Source organism: Modestobacter sp. SYSU DS0657, from assembly GCF_054050925.1.
The window spans coordinates 81,880-101,163 of record NZ_JBJHAG010000003.1; the positions used below are offsets into that span (position 1 = coordinate 81,880).

General features: G+C 73.8%; 21 protein-coding genes. 3 read left to right on the top strand and 18 right to left on the bottom strand.

Annotation, left to right across the window (positions count from 1 at the left end):
• Nucleotides 1–18: 18 nt before the first annotated feature.
• From ACI79A_RS03095 to ACI79A_RS03115, 5 genes are all read right to left on the bottom strand, one after another.
• Nucleotides 19–165 (bottom strand): GPGG-motif small membrane protein, encoded by a 147-nt coding sequence (locus ACI79A_RS03095; protein WP_457079815.1) that lies wholly within the window; start codon nucleotides 163–165, stop codon nucleotides 19–21.
• A gap of 196 nt (nucleotides 166–361) precedes the next feature.
• Nucleotides 362–766 (bottom strand): DUF3151 domain-containing protein, encoded by a 405-nt coding sequence (locus tag ACI79A_RS03100; RefSeq protein WP_457079817.1) that lies wholly within the window; start codon nucleotides 764–766, stop codon nucleotides 362–364.
• 1 nt (nucleotide 767) lies between these two features.
• Entirely contained in the window at nucleotides 768–1,799 is a 1,032-nt protein-coding gene (fbaA, locus tag ACI79A_RS03105; protein ID WP_457079819.1) for a class II fructose-bisphosphate aldolase, read from the bottom strand.
• Between the two features lie 105 nt (nucleotides 1,800–1,904).
• Complete coding sequence (gene pyrE, locus ACI79A_RS03110) at nucleotides 1,905–2,507, bottom strand: orotate phosphoribosyltransferase (protein ID WP_457079821.1); 603 nt, start codon at nucleotides 2,505–2,507, stop codon at nucleotides 1,905–1,907.
• 11 nt (nucleotides 2,508–2,518) lie between these two features.
• On the bottom strand, nucleotides 2,519–3,268 hold the full coding sequence (locus ACI79A_RS03115; RefSeq protein ID WP_457079823.1) for a fasciclin domain-containing protein: 750 nt from the start codon (nucleotides 3,266–3,268) through the stop codon (nucleotides 2,519–2,521).
• 137 nt (nucleotides 3,269–3,405) lie between these two features.
• Between ACI79A_RS03115 and ACI79A_RS03120 the strand changes: the two genes are divergently transcribed.
• Nucleotides 3,406–3,885, top strand: a complete 480-nt coding sequence (locus ACI79A_RS03120) for a hypothetical protein (protein ID WP_457079825.1) — start codon at nucleotides 3,406–3,408, stop codon at nucleotides 3,883–3,885.
• 51 nt (nucleotides 3,886–3,936) lie between these two features.
• Here ACI79A_RS03120 and ACI79A_RS03125 read toward each other — a convergent pair whose 3' ends face one another.
• The 3 genes from ACI79A_RS03125 to clpB all read right to left on the bottom strand — a co-directional run bounded on the left by ACI79A_RS03125 (nucleotide 3,937) and on the right by clpB (nucleotide 7,880).
• On the bottom strand, nucleotides 3,937–4,638 hold the full coding sequence (locus tag ACI79A_RS03125; RefSeq protein ID WP_457079827.1) for a hypothetical protein: 702 nt from the start codon (nucleotides 4,636–4,638) through the stop codon (nucleotides 3,937–3,939).
• An 83-nt stretch (nucleotides 4,639–4,721) separates the two neighbouring features.
• The gene (locus ACI79A_RS03130; protein WP_457079829.1) at nucleotides 4,722–5,096 is read right to left on the bottom strand and encodes a hypothetical protein; all 375 of its coding nucleotides are present in this window, start codon (nucleotides 5,094–5,096) and stop codon (nucleotides 4,722–4,724) included.
• A gap of 192 nt (nucleotides 5,097–5,288) precedes the next feature.
• Nucleotides 5,289–7,880 (bottom strand): ATP-dependent chaperone ClpB, encoded by a 2,592-nt coding sequence (gene clpB, locus ACI79A_RS03135; RefSeq protein ID WP_457079831.1) that lies wholly within the window; start codon nucleotides 7,878–7,880, stop codon nucleotides 5,289–5,291.
• A gap of 207 nt (nucleotides 7,881–8,087) precedes the next feature.
• On the opposite strand from clpB, the gene ACI79A_RS03140 reads away from it, so the two are divergent.
• On the top strand, nucleotides 8,088–8,549 hold the full coding sequence (locus tag ACI79A_RS03140) for a MarR family winged helix-turn-helix transcriptional regulator (protein WP_457079833.1): 462 nt from the start codon (nucleotides 8,088–8,090) through the stop codon (nucleotides 8,547–8,549).
• A gap of 182 nt (nucleotides 8,550–8,731) precedes the next feature.
• Entirely contained in the window at nucleotides 8,732–9,166 is a 435-nt protein-coding gene (locus ACI79A_RS03145) for an OsmC family peroxiredoxin (protein ID WP_457079835.1), read from the top strand.
• A gap of 95 nt (nucleotides 9,167–9,261) precedes the next feature.
• On the opposite strand, the gene ACI79A_RS03150 is transcribed toward ACI79A_RS03145, so the two are convergent.
• From ACI79A_RS03150 to ACI79A_RS03195, 10 genes are all read right to left on the bottom strand, one after another.
• Nucleotides 9,262–10,941 carry an MFS transporter gene (locus tag ACI79A_RS03150; RefSeq protein ID WP_457079837.1) on the bottom strand — a complete coding sequence of 560 codons (1,680 nt, stop codon included), beginning with the start codon at nucleotides 10,939–10,941 and terminating at the stop codon, nucleotides 9,262–9,264.
• Entirely contained in the window at nucleotides 10,938–11,474 is a 537-nt protein-coding gene (locus ACI79A_RS03155) for a MarR family winged helix-turn-helix transcriptional regulator (protein WP_457079839.1), read from the bottom strand. Before ACI79A_RS03155 ends, ACI79A_RS03150 begins: the two co-directional genes overlap by 4 nt.
• Nucleotides 11,475–11,871: 397 nt before the next feature.
• Complete coding sequence (locus ACI79A_RS03160; RefSeq protein ID WP_457079842.1) at nucleotides 11,872–12,345, bottom strand: MarR family winged helix-turn-helix transcriptional regulator; 474 nt, start codon at nucleotides 12,343–12,345, stop codon at nucleotides 11,872–11,874.
• A 66-nt stretch (nucleotides 12,346–12,411) separates the two neighbouring features.
• On the bottom strand, nucleotides 12,412–12,828 hold the full coding sequence (locus ACI79A_RS03165; protein WP_457079844.1) for a heat shock protein transcriptional repressor HspR: 417 nt from the start codon (nucleotides 12,826–12,828) through the stop codon (nucleotides 12,412–12,414).
• The gene (gene dnaJ / locus ACI79A_RS03170) at nucleotides 12,825–14,057 is read right to left on the bottom strand and encodes a molecular chaperone DnaJ (RefSeq protein ID WP_457079846.1); all 1,233 of its coding nucleotides are present in this window, start codon (nucleotides 14,055–14,057) and stop codon (nucleotides 12,825–12,827) included. Before dnaJ ends, ACI79A_RS03165 begins: the two co-directional genes overlap by 4 nt.
• Nucleotides 14,058–14,139: 82 nt before the next feature.
• Entirely contained in the window at nucleotides 14,140–14,874 is a 735-nt protein-coding gene (grpE, locus tag ACI79A_RS03175) for a nucleotide exchange factor GrpE (RefSeq protein WP_457079848.1), read from the bottom strand.
• Between the two features lie 64 nt (nucleotides 14,875–14,938).
• Entirely contained in the window at nucleotides 14,939–16,834 is a 1,896-nt protein-coding gene (dnaK, locus tag ACI79A_RS03180) for a molecular chaperone DnaK (RefSeq protein WP_457079850.1), read from the bottom strand.
• A gap of 263 nt (nucleotides 16,835–17,097) precedes the next feature.
• Entirely contained in the window at nucleotides 17,098–17,625 is a 528-nt protein-coding gene (locus tag ACI79A_RS03185; protein ID WP_457079852.1) for a hypothetical protein, read from the bottom strand.
• Nucleotides 17,626–17,729: 104 nt separating this feature from the next.
• A complete protein-coding gene (locus tag ACI79A_RS03190; RefSeq protein ID WP_457079854.1) occupies nucleotides 17,730–18,764 on the bottom strand; it encodes an HAAS signaling domain-containing protein in 1,035 nt (344 codons plus the stop codon).
• Nucleotides 18,761–19,090 carry a PadR family transcriptional regulator gene (locus tag ACI79A_RS03195; RefSeq protein WP_457065793.1) on the bottom strand — a complete coding sequence of 110 codons (330 nt, stop codon included), beginning with the start codon at nucleotides 19,088–19,090 and terminating at the stop codon, nucleotides 18,761–18,763. Before ACI79A_RS03195 ends, ACI79A_RS03190 begins: the two co-directional genes overlap by 4 nt.
• Nucleotides 19,091–19,284 lie beyond the last annotated feature (194 nt).

Below are 19,284 nucleotides of genomic sequence, written 5' to 3' on the forward strand. Positions count from 1 at the left end.
AGGACCCCCGGGCCTCGTTCAGTTGGTGAAGACGCTCACGCCTCCTGGGCCGACCAGCAGCCCGACGACGATGAGCACGATCCCCCACAGCAGCTGCTTGCGCACGATCGCGACGATCCCCGCGATGACGAGCACGACTGCCAGGATCCAGAGCAACGTGGCCATGACCAGCCCCTCCCTTCGAGGCGGCGCCCGTTGGCGCCGACCGGGAGCCAGACGCTAACGAGACCCTGCGGTCCCGGCATCGGGACGATCAAGATCCGGATCCGTCGAGGTCGGCCAGCCCCCTGTTGATCATCGGCGGACGGCTGCCCGACACGCCGTCCGGGCGGACCGGTCGCCCATGATCAACGAGGAGGCGTCAGGGGACGAGCGTCGGGTCGCAGTCGCGCAGCAGCTCGGTGCAGCGCTGCTGCTCGTCGACCTCGCCGATCCGCTCGGCCGCGGCGGCGAGCACGGTGACGCAGCGCAGGAACCCTCGGTTGGGCTCGTGCGACCACGGCACCGGGCCGAAGCCCTTCCAGCCGTTGCGGCGCAGCGCGTCCAGCCCGCGGTGGTAGCCGGTGCGGGCGTAGGCGTAGGCCTCGATCGTCCGGCCGGCACCCAGGGCGCCCTCGGCCAGCGCCGCCCAGGCCGCGCTGGAGGTGGGGTGCGTGGCCGCGACCCCCGCCGGGTCGACGCCGCTGGCCAGCGCCTCGGTGCCGGGGTCGACGGGCAGCAGGGTGGCCGGTGGCTCGCCGAGCAGGTTGCGGTGGGAGTGCGACATGTCAGGCCGCCTGCGACTGGCCGGCGGACAGGAGGTCCTCGCAGGCCTGCACGATCCGGTCGGCCATGCTCGCCTCGGCGAGCTTCATGTAGGTGCGGGGGTCGTACATCTTCTTCACGCCGACCTCGCCGTCGACCTTCAGCACGCCGTCGTAGTTGCTGAACATGTGGCCGGCGATGGCCCGGGTCAGCGCGTACTGGGTGTCCGTGTCGACGTTCATCTTCACCACGCCGTAGGAGATCGCCTCACGGATGTCGGACAGGTCCGAGCCGGAGCCGCCGTGGAAGACCAGGTTGAACGGCTTGGCATCGCCGAGGCCGAACTGCTCCGCGACGACCGCCTGGCCCCGCTGCAGCACGTCGGGGCGGAGCTTGACGTTGCCCGGCTTGTACACGCCGTGCACGTTCCCGAAGGTCGCCGCCAGCAGGTAGACGCCCTTCTCCCCGAGCCCGAGCGCCTCGGCGGTGCGGACGAAGTCGCCGTCGGCGGTGTAGAGCTTCTCGTTGATCTCGTGGGCGACGCCGTCCTCCTCGCCGCCGACGACGCCGATCTCCACCTCGAGCACGATCTTGGCGGCGGCGCACTTCTCGATGAGCTCCTGGGCGATCTCCAGGTTCTCGGTCAGCTCGATCGCCGAGCCGTCCCACATGTGCGACTGGAACAGCGGCGCCTGGCCCGCGTCGACCCGGTCCTGCGAGATGGCGATGAGCGGGCGGACGTAGCTGTCGAGCTTGTCCTTGGGGCAGTGGTCGGTGTGCAGCGCGACGTTGATCGGGTAGCGCTCGGCCACCACGTGGGCGAACTCGGCCAGCGCGACGGCGCCGGTGACCATGTCCTTGACCCGGGTGCCGGAGCCGAACTCCGCGCCACCGGTGGAGAACTGGATGATCCCGTCGCTGCCGGCGTCGGCGAACCCGCGCAGCGCGGCGTTGATCGTCTCCGAGGAGGTGCAGTTGATCGCCGGGTAGGCGAAGCCGCCCTCCTTGGCCCGGCTGATCATGTCGGCGTAGACCTCGGGGGTCGCGATGGGCATGCGGTGCTCTCCTGACGTCGGGACCAGCGGCTCCTGCTCGCCGGTCAGCATCCCACTGGACCGCGCCCGGGTGATCTCCAGGTCACACGGGCGGGCGGGACCGGATCAGCCCAGGCCGAGGTCGGCGAGCTCGAACGCCGCGCGGTACTCCAGCCCGGCCGCCTCGACCGCCGCGCGCGCCCCGCGGTCGACGACCACGGCCACCCCGACCACCTCGGCACCGGCCTCCTGCAAGGCCTCGACCGCCTGCAGCACGCTGCCACCGGTGGTGGAGGTGTCCTCCACCGCGAGCACCGTCCGGCCGGCGACGTCGGGGCCCTCGATCCGCCGCTGCAGACCGTGCGCCTTGCCCTGCTTGCGCACGACGCAGGCGTCGAGGAAGCCCTCGCCGGCCGCGGCCGCGTGCAGCATCGCGGTGGCGACCGGGTCGGCGCCCAGCGTGAGCCCGCCGACGACGTCGTAGCGCAGGTCGCCGGTGAGCTGGCGCATCACCCGGCCGACGAGCGGGGCCGCCTCGTGGTGGAGCGTCACCCGGCGCAGGTCGACGTACCAGTCGGCCTCCCGACCGGAGGAGAGCGTGACCTTCCCGCGGACGACCGCGAGCTCGACGACGAGCTCCAGCAGCCGGTCGCGGTCGGGGTGGGTGGCCCCGTTCCAGGGGCCCGGCCCGAGGGACGAGGGGTGGGGGGGAACGGGGTCCTTGTCCATGGGGCCCGACCCTACTGAGCCGGTGCGAGCACCTGGTCGATGACGTAGACGGTCGCGTTCGCCGTCTGCAGCGGCCCGCACAGCAGGGTCGCCGGTGCCGCCCCGGCCACCGTCTCCTCCGCCGCCACCGACACCTCCGCACCGCTGCCGGTGATCGTGACCTGGTCACCGAGGAGCGTGGTGTGCTCGCCGGCCAGCTCGTCCGGTCCGAGCCGGCCCGGCAGCACGTGGTGGGTGAGCAGTGCGGTGAGCCGCGGGACGTCGGCCTGCAGCTGCGGGAGCGCGTCCGGGCCGAGCGCACCGAAGGCGGCGTCGGCCGGCGCGAGCACGGTGACCTCCTGCCGGGTGTTGAGGACGTCGACGAGGTTGGCGGTCACGACCGCCTGGGTCAGGGTGGTCAGCAGCGGGCTCTGGCTGATCGCGGTGGCCGCGGGCAGGCCGGCGCTGGCCGGCACGCTGCCCGGGCCCTCGGCCGGCAGGCCGGCGCAGGCCGGCCCCACGGGCGTACCGGCGGAGGCGCCGGTGGGCGCGCCGGCCGACTCAGAGGTCGTGGCCGCGGAGCTGGTCGCCGCGGAGGTGGTCGCCGCGGAGGCACCGCCGGCGGCGGCCGGGCCGCCATCGTCGCCGTCCTCGGTGCTGCAGGCGGTCGCCAGGACCAGCAGGCCGCCGACCAGGGCCGCGGCGAGGGCACCGGCCCGTGGTCGTACGGCGGGTCGTGCGGCGGGTCGTGCGGCGGGTCGGGTCGGCCCGGTGGCCTTCACGGGTTCTCCTCTGCGGTGCTGCGGCGCGGGCCCGATCCGGTCGTCGGGGGGCACTGGTCGTCGAGCATCGCATCCTGACGACCGCTGCACCGGGAGGTCAGCGGCTCGTGGTGGTCCCGGCGTGCCAGGCTGACCGGGTGAGCGCCGACCCACCGTCCCGTTCCGCAGGCACCTCCGCCGACCGCCCGCTGATGCCGGCGTCGGTCAAGGTGGCCGTCGGCCTGCTGGCCGCGCTGTCGGTGCTGCTGCTCCTCAGCGGTGTGGTCACCTGGGCGGTGCGGGACACCATCGTCGACGGCTTCCTCGACGCCCAGCCGGACCTCGCCCGGTCGGAGGTGGAGCAGTTCGTGCTCATCGGTCTGGCCCGGGACGTGCTCGTGGGGCTGCTCTGCGGCGCGGCCGCCCTGTTCCTGCCCCGGCGACGGCCGTGGGCCCGCTGGATCGGCCTGCTGGGCGTGCTATTCCTCGGCGCGCTGACCCTGGTCTCGGTGGTCACCGCCGGTGGGCTGAGCCCGTTCGCGCTGCTCCTCGTGGTGCTGTGCGCGGCGGCGGCCACCAGCCTGCTCGTCCGCACGACGACCGACTGGCTGCTGCCGGCGGCACGCCGGCAGGGCTGAGCACCGGACGCCCGGCGCCGCCCCGGGAAGTGCCCGGGGCGGCGCCCGGCGTCAGCGGAGCGCCCGCCGCCTGGTCTCCGACCGGTACCACTCGCTGGACTGCTTGTTGGCCAGCAGCACGATGCCGACGACCAACAGCACCAGGTGGAACAGGCCCAGGAAGCTCAGGCCGACGCCCGCGCCCAGCAGCCCGAACAGCACGTTGATCCCGCCGAGCACGAACAGCACGATGCGCGCCCAGTTGTGGCCCTGCCAGGCGAACCAGATGACGAGCAGGAACGCCGCGATCAGCACCAGCGTGACCACGATCGTCCCGGTGACGACCGCGTCGACCTGCTCGGGGGTGAGACCCGACTCCTCGGCGGCCACGCGCCGGGCCTCGTCGAGGTCGGTGAAGCTGATCAGCAGGCTGATGAGGTTGATCAGCGCGCTGGCCAGGAAGGCACCGAGGCCGAACCGGACGGTGCTGGGCTGGGGCTGCTGCTCGACCGGGGCGCCGGCGTCCCAGCCCCCGGGCGCGGCCGGGTAGCCACCCCCTTGGCCGTAGGAGCCGTACTGCGGCTGGCCGCCCTGGCCGGGCGCACCCCAGCCGCCCTGCTGACCCTGGCCGGGCGCACCCCAGCCGCCCTGCTGACCCTGGCCGGGCGCGCCCCAGCCGCCCTGCCCCTGCTCCGGCGAGCCCTGGCCCTCCGGGCCCTGTCCGGGCGGCGGGCCCCAGCCACCCTGCTGCGGGTCCTGCGGTCCTGACGTCATGACGGCTCCTCGTGCGAGCGGTGTCGGCGCGGTGGCGCCTCTGTCATTCATGATCTTCGGCCATCCGGACGGTGCCGGCACGCTCACACGCCCGGCGGCACGGTGGAGCCCCGGCCCGGGACCGGGGCTCCCGGTAGGCCCACCGGGGCCGGGGCGACCCACTCCCGGCTGTCCGGGTGCAGCAGCAGGAGCACCCGCACGACGGCGACGACGCTCCCACCGGCGGCGAGCGGACCCGGCTCCGGGGACAGCAGGCCGGTGACCACCGTGACCACGCCGGCGGCGAGGAGCACCCACCAGGCCCACCGCCGGTGCCGCTCGAAGGCCCGGACGACGATGCCCCACAGCGTGGCCAGCGCCGCCAGCCCCAGCGGCACGACGAGCGCGACCGGCGAGGAGGTCACCGCCACCAGCGCCAGCGACCACGCGGCGCAGCACACGAGCAGGGCCCGTTCCACGCGGCCGATCCGGATCACCCAACGCGCTGCCTGCAGGGTGTGCCCCGCTGCCCCCATCCCCGGTCCTCCCGTTCGCCGCGGCGCCGGTGCGCCGCGGACCGGACGGGACGGTAGGGCGGCAGGCCGACGCCGCGCACCCGTCGTCCACAGCCTGTGGACGACGGGGCCCCGCCGACGAGCCCGGCCCCGTCCTCAGCCGCGGGTGACCGACAGCCCGGCGTCGCCCTCGGCGACGTCGGCCGGCCAGTCGACGACGACCTCGTCACCGTCGTGGATCTCCCCGGACAGCAGCGCCCGGGCCAGCTGGTCACCGATCGCCGACTGCACCAGCCGGCGCAGCGGCCGGGCGCCGTAGACCGGGTCGAAGCCGTTGAGCGCCAGCCACTCCCGCGCGGCGTCGGTGACCCGCAGGGTGAGCCGGCGGGCCGCCAGCCGGCGGGCGAGCACGCCCACCTGGATGTCGACGATGCCGCCCAGCTCCTCCGAGCCCAGCGCCCGGAACATCACCACGTCGTCGAGCCGGTTGAGGAACTCCGGCTTGAAGTGCGCCCGGACGACGTCCATCACGGCCCGGCGCCGCGCGTCCTCGGGCACCGACTGGTCGGCGATGACCTGCGACCCCAGGTTGGAGGTGAGGATCAGCAGGGTGTTGCGGAAGTCGACCGTGCGCCCCTGCCCGTCGGTCAGCCGGCCGTCGTCGAGCACCTGCAGCAGCACGTCGAAGACGTCGGCGTGGGCCTTCTCCACCTCGTCGAGCAGGACGACGGTGTAGGGCCGGCGCCGGACGGCCTCGGTGAGCTGACCACCGGCCTCGTACCCGACGTAGCCGGGCGGGGCCCCGACCAGGCGGGCCACCGAGTGCTTCTCGGAGTACTCGCTCATGTCGATGCGGACCATCGCCCGCTCGTCGTCGAAGAGGAGCTCCGCCAGCGCCTTCGCCAGCTCGGTCTTGCCGACGCCGGTGGGGCCGAGGAACAGGAACGACCCGGTGGGCCGGTCCGGGTCGGCGACACCGGAGCGCGAGCGGCGGACGGCGTCGGCGACGGCCCGGACGGCGTCGGGCTGGCCGACGACCCGCTGGGCGAGGTCCTCCTCCATCCGCAGCAGCTTCTGGGTCTCCCCCTCCAGCAGCCGGCCGGCGGGGATGCCGGTCCAGGCCTGCACGACCTCGGCGATGTCGTCGGGGCCGACCTCCTCCTTGAGCATCGACTCCCGGGCGGCCACCGATGTCTCGGCCGCGGTCAGGTCGCGCTCCAGCTGGGGCATCCGGCCGTAGCGGAGCTCGGCGGCGCGCGCCAGGTCGCCGTCCCGCTCGGCCCGCTCGGCCTCCAGCCGCGCGGCCTCCAGCTCCTCCTTGGTGCGCTGGATCCGGTCGATGGCCGTCTTGTCCTGCTGCCAGCGGGCGGTCAGCTCGTCCAGCTCCTGACGCCGGTCGGCCAGCTCGCTGCGCAGCGCGGCCAGCCGCTCGACCGAGGACGGGTCGTCCTCCTTGGCCAGCGCCATCTCCTCGATCTCCATCCGGCGCACGGCGCGCTCGACCTCGTCGACCTCCACCGGTCGGCTGTCGATCTCCATGCGCAGCCGGCTGGCGGCCTCGTCGACCAGGTCGATGGCCTTGTCGGGGAGGAAGCGGGCCGTGACGTAGCGGTCGGAGAGGGTGGCGGCGGCGACGATGGCGGCGTCGGTGATACGGACGCCGTGGTGCACCTCGTACCGCTCCTTGAGGCCGCGCAGAATCCCGATGGTGTCCGGCACGCTCGGCTCGCCGACGAGCACCTGCTGGAACCGGCGCTCCAGCGCCGCGTCCTTCTCGATGTGCTCGCGGTACTCGTCGAGCGTGGTGGCGCCGACCATCCGCAGCTCACCGCGGGCGAGCATCGGCTTGATCATGTTGCCGGCGTCCATCGCGGAGTCGCCGGTCGCACCGGCGCCGACGATGGTGTGCAGCTCGTCGATGAAGGTGATCACCTGCCCCTCGGCCTCGGTGATCTCCTGCAGCACGGCCTTGAGCCGCTCCTCGAACTCGCCGCGGTACTTGGCGCCGGCCACCATCGCACCCAGGTCCAGCGCCATCAGCCGCTTGCCCTTGAGGCTCTCCGGGACGTCGCCGGCGACGATCCGCTGGGCCAGGCCCTCGACGATGGCGGTCTTGCCGACGCCGGGCTCACCGATCAGCACCGGGTTGTTCTTGGTGCGCCGGGACAGCACCTGCACCACGCGGCGGATCTCGGTGTCCCGGCCGATGACCGGGTCGATCCGCCCGTCGCGGGCCCGCTGGGTGAGGTCGACGGCGTACTTCTCCAGCGCCTGGAAGGTGCTCTCCGGGTCGGGGCTGGTGATCTTGCGGGTGCCGCGCACGGTGCGGAAGGCGGCCAGCAGGGCGTCGCGGGTAGCCCCGGCGCTGGTCAGCACCGCACCGGCCTCGCCCTCGGTAGTGGCCAGCCCCACCAGCAGGTGCTCGGTGGAGACGTACTCGTCGCCCAGGGCACTGGCCTGCTCTCCGGCGGCGTTGATCGCCCGGAGCAGCTCCCGGGACGGCGACGGCGCGGCCACCGTGGCGCCGCTGACGCTGGGCATGCGGCGCAGCGCGGCGTCGGCCTTGGCGCGGACGTCGGCGGGGTCGGCACCGGCCGCCTGCAGCAGCGGGCCGGCGATGCCGTCGGTCTGCTCGAGCAGGGCGACCAGCAGGTGCAGCGGCTCCAGGGCGGCCTGGCCGCGGTCGACCGCCAGCCGCTGTGCGGCGGCGACCGCCTCCTGCGCACGGGTGGTGAGCTTGCTCTGCATGGTCGGGTGTCGCGTCCTCTCGTGTGGGAGTCGTGCTCGCCCGGTCCAACGGACCAGGAGTTGAGTCTGTTCCACTCAACCTCGGTCGTCCAGTGACGCACCACCCACGGCACGGGACGTTCGCCTCTGGCGCCACTCCCACCCCTGCGGGCCACCGAGATGAGTCACACAACCGACTCCGACCCGGTGGCGCCCTACTCTGTGGGCATGACGGACACCCCGTCGCCGAGCGTCGCTCTCGACGACCAGCTCTGCTTCGCCCTGTACGCGGCCTCCCGTGCGGTCACCGCGCGGTACCGGCCCATGCTCGACGAGCTGGGGGTCACCTATCCCCAGTACCTCGTCCTGATGCTGCTGTGGGAGGAGGACGGGCAGACCGTGGGTCAACTGGGGTCCCGGCTCGCGCTGGACTCCGGCACCCTCTCGCCGCTGCTCAAGCGCCTCACCACCGCCGGCCTCGTCACCCGCCACCGGCGGGCCGACGACGAGCGCTCGGTGTCGGTGCGGCTGACCGAGAAGGGCCGCGCCCTGCACGGCCCGGCCTGCTCGATCTCCGCCGAGATGATCGACGCGCTCGCGCTGGACCAGCAGGAGTTCGACGCCCTCAAGGGCCAGCTGCGCCTGATCACCGACCGGGTCACCGGACCGCGGGCCGACGTCCCCGCCTGAGGGACGACCCCTCTGCTCCCCACTTCTCACACCCTGGGCCGGCCTCTGCAGAGAGGCCGGACGAGGGGCCTCCCTCTCCGGTGGCGGGAATCCCGCCTGCTGCGCACGGTTGTGCTCGGCAGGATCAGGTGACACCTCCCACCGCACCCGCGCGGTGGGCACCGTCCACACAAGGAGGCCCCGTGCCCACTCGTACCGCACGCACCGCCTGGAACGGCTCGCTGCAGGAGGGCTCCGGCCAGGTCGAGCTGAGCAGCTCGAAGGTCGGCACCTACGACGTCAGCTTCCCCAAGCGCGCCGCCGACGAGGCCGGGGGCACCACCAGCCCCGAGGAGCTCATCGCCGCGGCCCACTCGTCCTGCTTCGCGATGGCCCTGTCCAGCGAGATCGGCAAGGCCGGCGGCACGACCGAGTCGCTCGAGGTCACCGCCGACGTCACGCTGGGCCAGGTCGACGGCGCACCGACGATCACCACGGTCAAGCTGACCGTGCGCGGCGAGGTAGGCGGCCTGGACGCCGACGGCTTCCAGCAGGCCGCGCAGGCCGCGAAGGCCGGCTGCCCGGTGAGCAAGGCGCTGTCCGCGGTCGACATCAGCCTGGACGCCTCGCTCGTCTGAGGAAGGACCCCGTCCCCCTCTGGACGGGGCCGTTCCAGCACGTCACCGAGGCCCGCCTCCCCGGATCGGGGAGGCGGGCCGTCGTCGTGTGCGGATCAGCGGCGGGTGGTGCCCGTGCCGGCGTCGGCCAGCTGCTGGTCGACCTCGGCGGTGACGTCGCCGACCGACCCACCGCCCGCAGACTCGGTGCGCAGCCGCTCGTCCCCGGTCTCGGTGCGCAGCGCGACCTCCCGGATGGCCACGATCGCGGCGATGGTGACCAGCGACAGGGCGGCGGCGATGAAGAAGATCCGCCCGGTGGCGTCCCCGTAGGAGACCGCGATCAGCTCACGGATCGGCGCCGGGGCGTCGGCGAGGTCGGCGAGCCCGACGTCACCTGACCCGGCGGCCTCCGCCGCACCGGGGACGTCCGCCAGACCCCGCTGGATCAGGTCACCGACGCGGGTGGAGAGCACCGCGCCCAGCACCGAGACGCCGATCGTGCCACCCAGGCTGCGGAAGAAGGCGACGGCGGAGCTGGCCGCACCCAGGTCGGTGGCCGCGACGGTGTTCTGCACGGCGAGCACCAGGTTCTGCATGGTCATCCCGATGCCGATGCCGAGCACGGCGAGGAACACCCCGAGCACCACCATGTTCGTGGCGTGGTCGATGGTCGCCAGCAGCCCGAACCCGATCGCGACCAGCAGGGAGCCGGCCACCAGGTAGCGCTTCCACTTGCCGGTGCGGGTGATCAGGATCCCGGAGACGGTGGAGGAGACCAGCAGGCCGCCGACCATCGGGATGGTGAGCAGCCCGGCCGCGGTGGGCGAGTAGCCCCGGGAGATCTGCAGGTACTGACCGAGGAAGACCGTCGAGCCGAACATCGCCACACCGATCGCGACGCTGGCGATGATCGCCAGGGTGGTGGTGCGGTCACGGAAGAGCCGCAGCGGGACGATCGGCTCCTTGGCCCGCAGCTCGGTGACGACGAAGGCGACGATCGCGAGGACGCCGCCGGCGACGAACAGCGCGCTCTCCAGCGAGGCCCAGGCGAAGCTGTCTCCGGCCAGGGTGACCCAGATCAGCAGGGCCGAGACGCCGGCGGTCAGGAAGGCCGCGCCGAGGTAGTCGATCGAGACGTCACGCTTGGTGACCGGCAGGTGCAGCGTGCGCTGCAGCAGCACCAGCGCGGCGGCCGCGAACGGGACGCCGACGAAGAAGCAGTAGCGCCAGCCCAGCCAGCTGGTGTCCACCAGCAGGCCACCGATGAGCGGCCCACCGACGGTGGCCACCGCCATCACCGAGCCCAGCAGGCCGGAGTACCGGCCGCGCTCCCGCGGGCTGATCATCGCGGCCATGGCGATCTGCACCAGCGCCTGCAGGCCCCCCAGACCCAACCCCTGCAGCACCCGCCAGCCGATCAGCGTGGGCACCGACTGGGACAGCCCCGCGAGCATCGAGCCGACGATGAAGACCACGATCGCGATCTGGATAAGCAGCTTCTTGCTGAACAGGTCCGCGAGCTTGCCCCAGATCGGGGTGGACGCCGTGGAGGCCAGCAGGGTGGCGGTGACCACCCACGTGTACTGGCTCTGCGAGCCGCGCAGCTCGGTGATGATCGTCGGCAGGGCGTTGGAGACCACGGTCGAGGACAGGAAGGCGACGAACATCGCCAGCAACATCCCCGACAACGCGGAGAGCACCTGCCGGTGGGTCATCCGGCCCTGCTGCTGGACCGGCACCTCGGCGGCGGGGGCGGGACCGGCCGCGGGCCGGGTCGGGGCGGGGGTGCTCATGCGCGGGTCTCCTGAGGGTGCTGCGGTGGTGCGGTGGGGAGGGCCGGGGTCGCCGGAGCGGCGCCGGGGTGGAGCGGGGTGGACGGGCGACCGGCCCGGTCCAGGCCGTCGGCGAGCTTCTCCAGCCAGCGGGTGAACTCGCAGGCCTCGTCCTCGGTCCAGTCGTCGAGGGCGCTGAGCGCCCACTGGCTGCGGACGTCGCGGGTGTGGGCGAGCGCTGCGACCCCGGCGTCGCTGAGGCTGATCAGGCTCGCCCGGCCGTCCTGCGGGTCGGGACGGCGCGCCACGTACCCGGCACGCTCCAGCGCGGCGACCTGCCGGCTGGCGACCGAGACGTCGACGCCGGCGTACCCGGCCAGCGCGCTGCAGCGCTGAGGGCCGTGCTCCTCGAGCGGGGCGAGCACCGCCCAGCCGAAGGAGGGCAGGTCGCCGTAGAGGTCAGCGGCCACGCGGTGGCCGAGCTGGCGCGTGGTGCGCAGCAACCGGGCCAGGCCGGCGGTCAGCCGCTGGGAGGTGTCCCGGGTGATGTGCACGCCCCGCCCTCCGTCGCCTCGCCCATCGTCCTGTGCAGACAGCAAGCATCTTGCGCCGGTTGGTTGGAGCATGCAACGGGATTCAGCTGTGATGGTGCTCTCCCGGGTGGAACACCCGGGAGAGGGAGGCCGCAGCCGTCGTCGCGCGCGGTCCGGGCCAAGCCGCCCGGGTGCCGGCGGGGGCCGGGGGCCGGGGCAGGTGGCCAGGGGCCGCGGCAGGTGGCCGGGGGCCGGGGCGGGTCCGCGGCGACAGCAGACCCGCAACGGCCGTCACGGCACCGGCGACCTCGCCTCCGAGCGGCCGGCCGAGTCGGTGACGGCGCCGGCGGGCGAAGGGCGGGGCGCCGCTGCCATCTCGCCGGCGCTCAGGCCGGTGGAGGGCACCCCGGGAACAGGGTCAGTCGGCGGTGGCCTCGGCCTCGCGGGCCTCACCGATGCGGTTGAGCCGGCCGAGCAGCTCGGCCAGCGTGGCGACGTCGGAGGTGGCCCAGTCGGACAGGTCGGCCTCCCAGCGCGCGCGACGGGCGTCGCGCAGCTCGCTGAGCCGGCGGTGGCCCTCGGCGGAGATCGACAGCACCTGGGCGCGCCCGTCGTCGGGGTCGGCGGCCCGGTCGACCAGCCCGAGGTCGACCAGCGAGGCCACCTGGCGGCTGACCGTGCTCTTGTCCAGCCCGAGCTTGGCGACGACGTCGCTCGCGCGCAGCGGCCCGGCGTCGTCGAGCAGCACCAGCAGGCCGTACGCGGCGCCGTCGAGGTCGTGGTGGAGCTGGCTGCCCAACCGCCCCTGGATGGCGCGGGAGCGCCGCAGCAACAGGGCGACCTCACGCTCCAGGTGCACGTACGCCTGGTGGCTGTCCAACTCGCTGTCCACGGTCACATCGTGTCCCACGTCCGGGATCGACTCAACGTTCCCACCGGGACGTCACCGGCCGTGCCTTCAGCCCTGGCCGGGCCGCCAGATGACCAGCGCGGAGCCGGCCGTGCGCGGCACCAGGTCCCGCCGGTAGGTGGCGGCGACCGCGGACTCCGCGGCGATCCGCCGGGACTCGGCGACCTGGAGCTCCTCCAGCAGCTCTCCGACCCGGGTCTGCAGCGCTTCGACCTGGGACTCCAGCTCGATGATCCGCTTGATCCCGGCCAGGTTGACGCCGTCCTCCTGGCTGAGCCGCTGCACCTCGCGCAGCAGCGCGACGTCCCGCGGGCTGTACCGGCGCCCCCCGCCCGCGGTGCGTCCCGGGCTGACCAGGCCGAGCCGGTCGTACTGGCGCAGCGTCTGGGCGTGCATGCCGGCCAGCTCGGCGGCCACCGAGATGACGAACACCGGGGCGTCCTCGGCGAAGGCGGGCCCGGTCACCGGGGGGCTCCGCGGCGCAGGGCGGCGGTGACCTCCGGCCGGGGGTCGTCGGGCAGCTCGGCGGCGAGCTTCTCGATCGCCTCACGGGCGCCGGGCGTCAGCCGCTGCGGCACCGCGACCTCGACGGTCACCAGCAGGTCGCCGGTGGAGCCCTTGCCGGGCACGCCGCGACCACGGACCCGGAAGGTCCGGCCGCTGGCCGTGCCGGCGGGCACCTTCAGCGACACCGAGCCGTCCAGCGTCGGCACGGTGAGGGTCGTGCCGAGGGCGGCCTCGGCGAAGGAGACCGGCACGGTGAGCGTGAGGTCCTGGCCGCTGCGGCCGAACAGGTCGTGCCCGCTGACGTGGACGACGACGAACAGGTCACCGGCCGGGCCGCCGCGGCGTCCGGGCGCTCCCTTGCCCGCCAGCCGGATGCGCTGCCCGTCCTTGACCCCGGCGGGGATCCGGACGGTGATCGTCCGGGTCTGGTTGGTGACCCCGCTGCCGGAGCAGGTCGCGCACGGGTCGTCGACCACCGAGCCGGTGCCCCGGCACTCGCGGCAGGGCTCGGAGAAGGCGAACGCGCCCTGGCTGCGGCTGGTGACGCCGGCGCCGTTGCAGACCGGGCAGGTGTGCGGACTCGTGCCGGGCTTCGCGCCGCTGCCGCTGCAGGTCGGGCAGGTGCCGGGGCTCTGCATCCGCAGGGGCACGGTGACCCCGAGGACGGCCTCGTCGAAGGCGAGGGTCGCCTCCGTCTCGACGTCCTGACCGCGGGCCGGACCCGAGGCCGCCTGCTGCCGGCTCCGGGTGCCGGCACCGGGGGCGCCACCGGTGAACAGACCACCGAAGAGGTCGCCCAACCCACCGGCGCGGCCACCCGGACCGGGCGCACCCGCGCCCCCGAACAGGTCGCCGAGGTCGAACGGCTGCCCGGCGCCACCCGCACCGCCCGGGAACCCCCCGGGGAAGCCCGGGCCGCCGCCGCTCCCGGGGCGGAACCCGCCGGAGCCGAACAGCCGCCGGGCCTCGTCGTACTCGGACCGCCGCTTGGGGTCGGACAGCACGTCGTAGGCCTCGGAGACCTCCTTGAAGCGGATCTCGGCCTGGGTGTTGCCGGGGTTCTTGTCCGGGTGCAGCTCCCGGGCCAGCTGGCGGTACGCCTTCTTGATCGCCGCCGCGTCGGCGTCCTTGGGGACGCCCAGGGCCGCGTAGTAGTCCTTCTCGATGAAGTCCCGGGTGCTGCTCATCGGGCGCCTCCTCTCTGCTGTCCTGCGGTCGGGCCGGTCCGGCGCCCGGGTCGGGGGCGCCGGACCGGCATCGGGTGTGCGCTCAGCGGTCGGCCGGGTCGGTGTCCGGCTGGTCGGCCTCGGCCGTCACCTGGGTCTCCGGTGCCGGGGACTCCGGCGCCGGTGCCGGGGACTCCGGCTCGGTCACGCCGACCATCGCCGTGCGCAGCACCCGGTCACCACGGCGGAAGCCCGGACGCAGCACCGTGGTGGCGGTCGGCTCGCTGACGTCGGGGGAGGTGTCGTGCAGCACCGCTTCGTGCAGCGCCGGGTCGAACGGGTCCCCGGGCTTGCCGAAGGACTCCACGCCCAGGCCGTCGAGCAACCCGAGCACCCGGTCGGCGACGACCTTGAACGCACCGGTCAGGTCGCCGTGGTCCCGCGCCCGCTCGATGTCGTCGACGATCGGGAACAGCTGCCCGGCGAACTTCTCGGCCGCCTGGTCGATCACCAGCACCCGGTCCCGGTCCACGCGGCGCCGGTAGTTGGCGTACTCCGCGGTCACCCGCTGCAGGTCCTCGGTCCGCTCGGCAAGCTGGCGGGCGGTGTCCCCGCCCTGGTCCCGGCCCTGGTCCCCGCCGACGTCACCGGCCGGGACGTCGGTCTGCTCGGCGACCGGGGCCGCCTCCTCGTTCTGCTCGCTCATCTGCTCTCCCTGCGCGGCCGCGGAGCCGGCCGGCTGCTCGCCGGCCGGCTCGCGGACCGCGCCGCTGGTCGGGTCGATGCGCCGCCGATCGCGGATGACGACCCGCGGCGCCTGCTCGTCCTGCTGGCTCATGGCTCCCTCCCGAGCCCGCCGGCCCGGTTCCCCGGGCCGGCGGGCCGGCACGCAGCCGGGGTCGTCACCGCTTGTCGGTGTCCTCGTCCACGATCTCGGCGTCGACGACGTCGTCGTCACCGGCCGAGGCGGTGGACCCGGTCGAACCGTCGGCACCCGGCTCACCGGTCGCCCCGGCGAAGCCGTCACCGGCGGCACCGGCCCCGGCGCCGTCGGCCTGGGCCTGGGCGTAGAGCGCGCCACCGACCTCCTGGGAGACCCGGGCGACCTTCTCCTGGGCGGTCTTGATCGCGGCGACGTCGGAGCCACCGAGGGCGGAGCGGAGCTCGCTCAGGGCCTCACCCAGCTCATCCTTCTTGTCGGCCGGGATCTTGTCGCCGTTCTCGGCCAGGAACTTCTCGGTCTGGTACTGCAGCGACTCGGCGAGGTTGCGGGTCTCGGCCTCGTCGCGACGGCGCTTGTCCTCCTCGGCGTGCGCCTCGGCGTCGCGCATCATGCGCTCGATGTCGTCCTTCGGCAGGGCCGACCCGCCGGTGATCGTCATCGACTGCTCCTTGCCCGTGCCGAGGTCCTTGGCGGACACGTGCACGATGCCGTTCGCGTCGATGTCGAAGGCCACCTCGATCTGCGGGACGCCGCGGGGCGCCGGCGGCAGACCGGTCAGCTCGAACATGCCGAGCTTCTTGTTGTAGGCGGCCATCTCGCGCTCACCCTGGAAGACCTGGATCTGCACGGACGGCTGGTTGTCGTCGGCCGTCGTGAAGATCTCGCTGCGCTTGGTCGGGATCGTGGTGTTGCGCTCGATGAGCTTGGTCATGATGCCGCCCTTGGTCTCGATGCCCAGGGACAGCGGGGTGACGTCGAGCAGCAGGACGTCCTTGACCTCGCCACGGAGCACACCGGCCTGCAGGGCGGCGCCGACGGCGACGACCTCGTCGGGGTTGACGCCCTTGTTGGGCTCCTTGCCACCGGTCAGCTCACGGACGAGCTCGGTGACGGCCGGCATGCGGGTCGAGCCACCGACGAGGACGACGTGGTCGATGTCGGCGACGGAGACCCCGGCGTCCCGGATGGCCTGGTTGAACGGGGCCTTGGTCCGGTCCAGCAGGTCCTGGGTGAGCCGCTGGAACTCCGCCCGGGTGATCGTCACGTCCAGGTGCAGCGGGCCCTCGGCGCCGGCGGTGATGTAGGGCAGGTTGACGTTCGTCGACTGCGCGCCGGACAGCTCGATCTTGGCCTTCTCGGCCGCCTCGCGGAGCCGCTGCATGGCCAGCTTGTCCTTGGCCAGGTCGATGCCGGACTGGGCGTTGAACGTCTGCACCAGGTGCTTGACGATCCGCTCGTCCCAGTCGTCGCCACCGAGCTTGTTGTCACCGGCGGTGGACTTGACCTCGATGACGCCGTCGCCGATCTCCAGCAGCGAGACGTCGAAGGTGCCACCACCGAGGTCGAAGACCAGGATGGTCTGCTCGGTCTCGCCCTTGTCCAGGCCGTAGGCCAGCGCGGCCGCGGTCGGCTCGTTGACGATGCGGAGGACGTTCAGGCCGGCGATCTCACCGGCCTCCTTGGTGGCCTGGCGCTGGGCGTCCTCGAAGTACGCCGGGACGGTGATGACCGCCTCGGTGACCGGCTCGCCCAGGTAGGTCTCGGCGTCGCGCTTCAGCTTCTGCAGCACCCGCGCGCTGATCTCCTGCGGGGTGTACTGCTTGCCGTCGATGTCGCCGGTCTTCCAGGTCGTGCCGATCTCGCGCTTGACGCTGCGGATCGTGCGGTCGACGTTGGTGACCGCCTGGTTCTTGGCCGACTGCCCGACCAGGACCTCGCCGTTCTTGGCGAACGCGACGACCGACGGGGTGGTGCGGGAGCCCTCGGAGTTCGCGATGACCGTGGGCTCGCCGCCCTCGAGGACCGCGACGACGGAGTTGGTGGTGCCCAGGTCGATACCGACCGCTCGTGCCATGGGGGCGTCTCCTCTGTGCTGGTGGGTGGTGCAGGTCTGGAGAGAGCCGAGGGACCGACGACGCCGGGTCACCGGCTCCACCGGGAACGCCTTGCGCGCGGTCCGCTCAACTTTCCTGCCCACCGTAACGGCAGGCCCCGCCCCCGTGTTCCCGGGGCCCGATCCGCCCCGGGATCAGGTGACCTGGTCGTGCCTGCTCCTGGCTCACCTCCGGACCTGAGCCAGGAGCACGTGCGGTGAGCCCGGACGACAGCCGCAGCGCGTCAGGCCGGTGCGCGACGGTCGACCGGTGCCCGCACCGCCCGGAACCGCCGGGGGCCGGGCAGCCGGGTCGCCAGCAGCAGCCGAACCCGCTCCGCCACGGGTGGCCAGCCGGCGCCGAGGTCCGCCTGCGCGACCCGCACGAAGCGCACGCCGAGGTCGCGTGCGGCGTCCTCCCGGCGCTTCTCCTCCCAGAGCACCTGCGCCGGCGTCCGGCCACCCCGCGGCTCCTCGTACTTCACCCGGCCGTCGAACTCGATCGCCACCGCGGCGTCGTCGTACCAGGCGTCGACCCGGGCCACGAAGCCCTGCGGCCCGTGCAGCTCGACCTGCGGCTCGGGCGCGGGGAGACCGCTGCCCAGCAGCGCCAGCCGGCCACGCGTCTCCAACGGCGACTCCGCGCGGCCCTCAGCGAGCCCCGCGGCGCGCGCGGCCCCGCCGATGCCGTACCAGTGGGTGGCGTCCAGCACCGCCGCCCGCAGCTCGGCCGCGGTGACGACGCCGGAGTGCAGGGCGGCGTCCATCGCCACGACGGCGTCCTCCAGAGCCCATTCGCGGCCGCAGTCCACCAGCGTCCGGGCGGGCCCGGTCAGCCGGAACGGTCCGTCCGCGCGGACGGCGGGCGACGGTGGGGTCAGTCGGCGGTCGGGGCCTCCGACACCGACGTGTCCGCCGGGAACTGCGGCAGCGGCACCTCGGGGCGCTGGACGGTCGCGTCGCAGGAGCCCAGCGGCACCGGCACCCCCTCCAGGTCGGTGCCCGAGCCGTCCAGCACGTACTGCTGCGGGAAGACGTTCGGCACCGGCACCCCGTCGTCGGCCAGCGGCTGGCGCAGCTCGCGGGCGCACCCGTCCGCCCACCACTCCTGGAAGCCGACCTCCAGCGGCCGCCCGTCCTGGTCGTAGAGGAGCACCCCCTCCAGCGGCGTCCCGTCCGCGGCGTAGGGCAGGACGTCGGTGATCGGGCCGTACCGGGAGACCAGCGGGTACTGCCCGACCGCCTGCTCGACCACCGGGGCGGGGTAGCCGTAGTCGGAGGCGTACCCGTAGTCGACCGAGGAGGGGCCGGTGGAGTCGACGGCCACCGCGAACGCCACCAGGGCCAGGAACGCGCCGGCGACGGTGATCAGCCGGCTCAGCCGTGGGCCCTGCTGCTGCCGGCCCAGCGCGACCGAGCCGGCGACCGAGCCGAACGTCAGCAGCAGCCCGAGCACCGAGCTGCCCAGCGGTGCCGGGAAGGGGAAGTCCCAGTCGCCGGCGAGGGCGCACGGCACCGCGATCAGCAGGTAGCCGCGCAGCACCCACCAGGCCGGCCGGAGCTCGAGCAGCAGCCGGCGCACCTCGCCGGCCAGCGGGTGCGCCTGAGCCCGGGCCAGCCACCGGCGCAGCTCCGCGATCCGGTCCGGCGGCGACTGGGCACCACCGCGCGGCGGGAGCCCGGCGGCGGCCCGCAGCTCGGCGGCGTACGCGACCGGGGAGCCCAGTCGCACGTCGAGCGGGCGGTCGTCGTCCTCCTCGATCAACGAGGCCAGGTGCTGCTCCAGGTCCTCGAGCAGGTCGCCGCGCTCCTCGGGAGGCAGGTCGCTGAGCTCGCACTCGACCGCCACCAGGTAGTTCTGCGCCTGGCGGGCCGGGTCGCGGGCGGAGTCCGGTGCCGCGGGCGCGGTCACGCGGCCACCGTCCGGTCCAGCACGCCGTCGACGGTGTCGACGAACGTCCGCCACGTCTTGGTCGAGTCCTCGAGCACCGAGCGTCCCCTGTCGTTGATCGCGTAGTACTTGCGGTGCGGCCCCTCGTCGCTGGGGACGACGTAGGAGGTCAGCGCGCCGGCCTGGTACAGCCGGCGCAGCGTGCCGTAGACCGAGGCGTCACCGACGTCCTCCAGGCCCGCGTTCCGCAGCCGGCGCACCACGTCGTAGCCGTAGCCGTCGGCGTCCCGGACCACCGCGAGCACCGCGACGTCCAGCACGCCCTTGAGCAGCTGGCTGGCGTCCACCCGTCACCCCCTCGCCGCCCCGTTGACGGCACCGCGCTAGTGCACCATGCGCAGTAGTGCGGGAGTAAGAGCGACGCGCGGAGGGGACGTCGCCACGCGACCCCCTGGGGCCACCGGTTACCGGCCGGTAGCGTGACCCCGCCCGGTCAACGTCGGTCCCGGGCGGGCGGGAACGCCCGCACGCGCGCACGAGA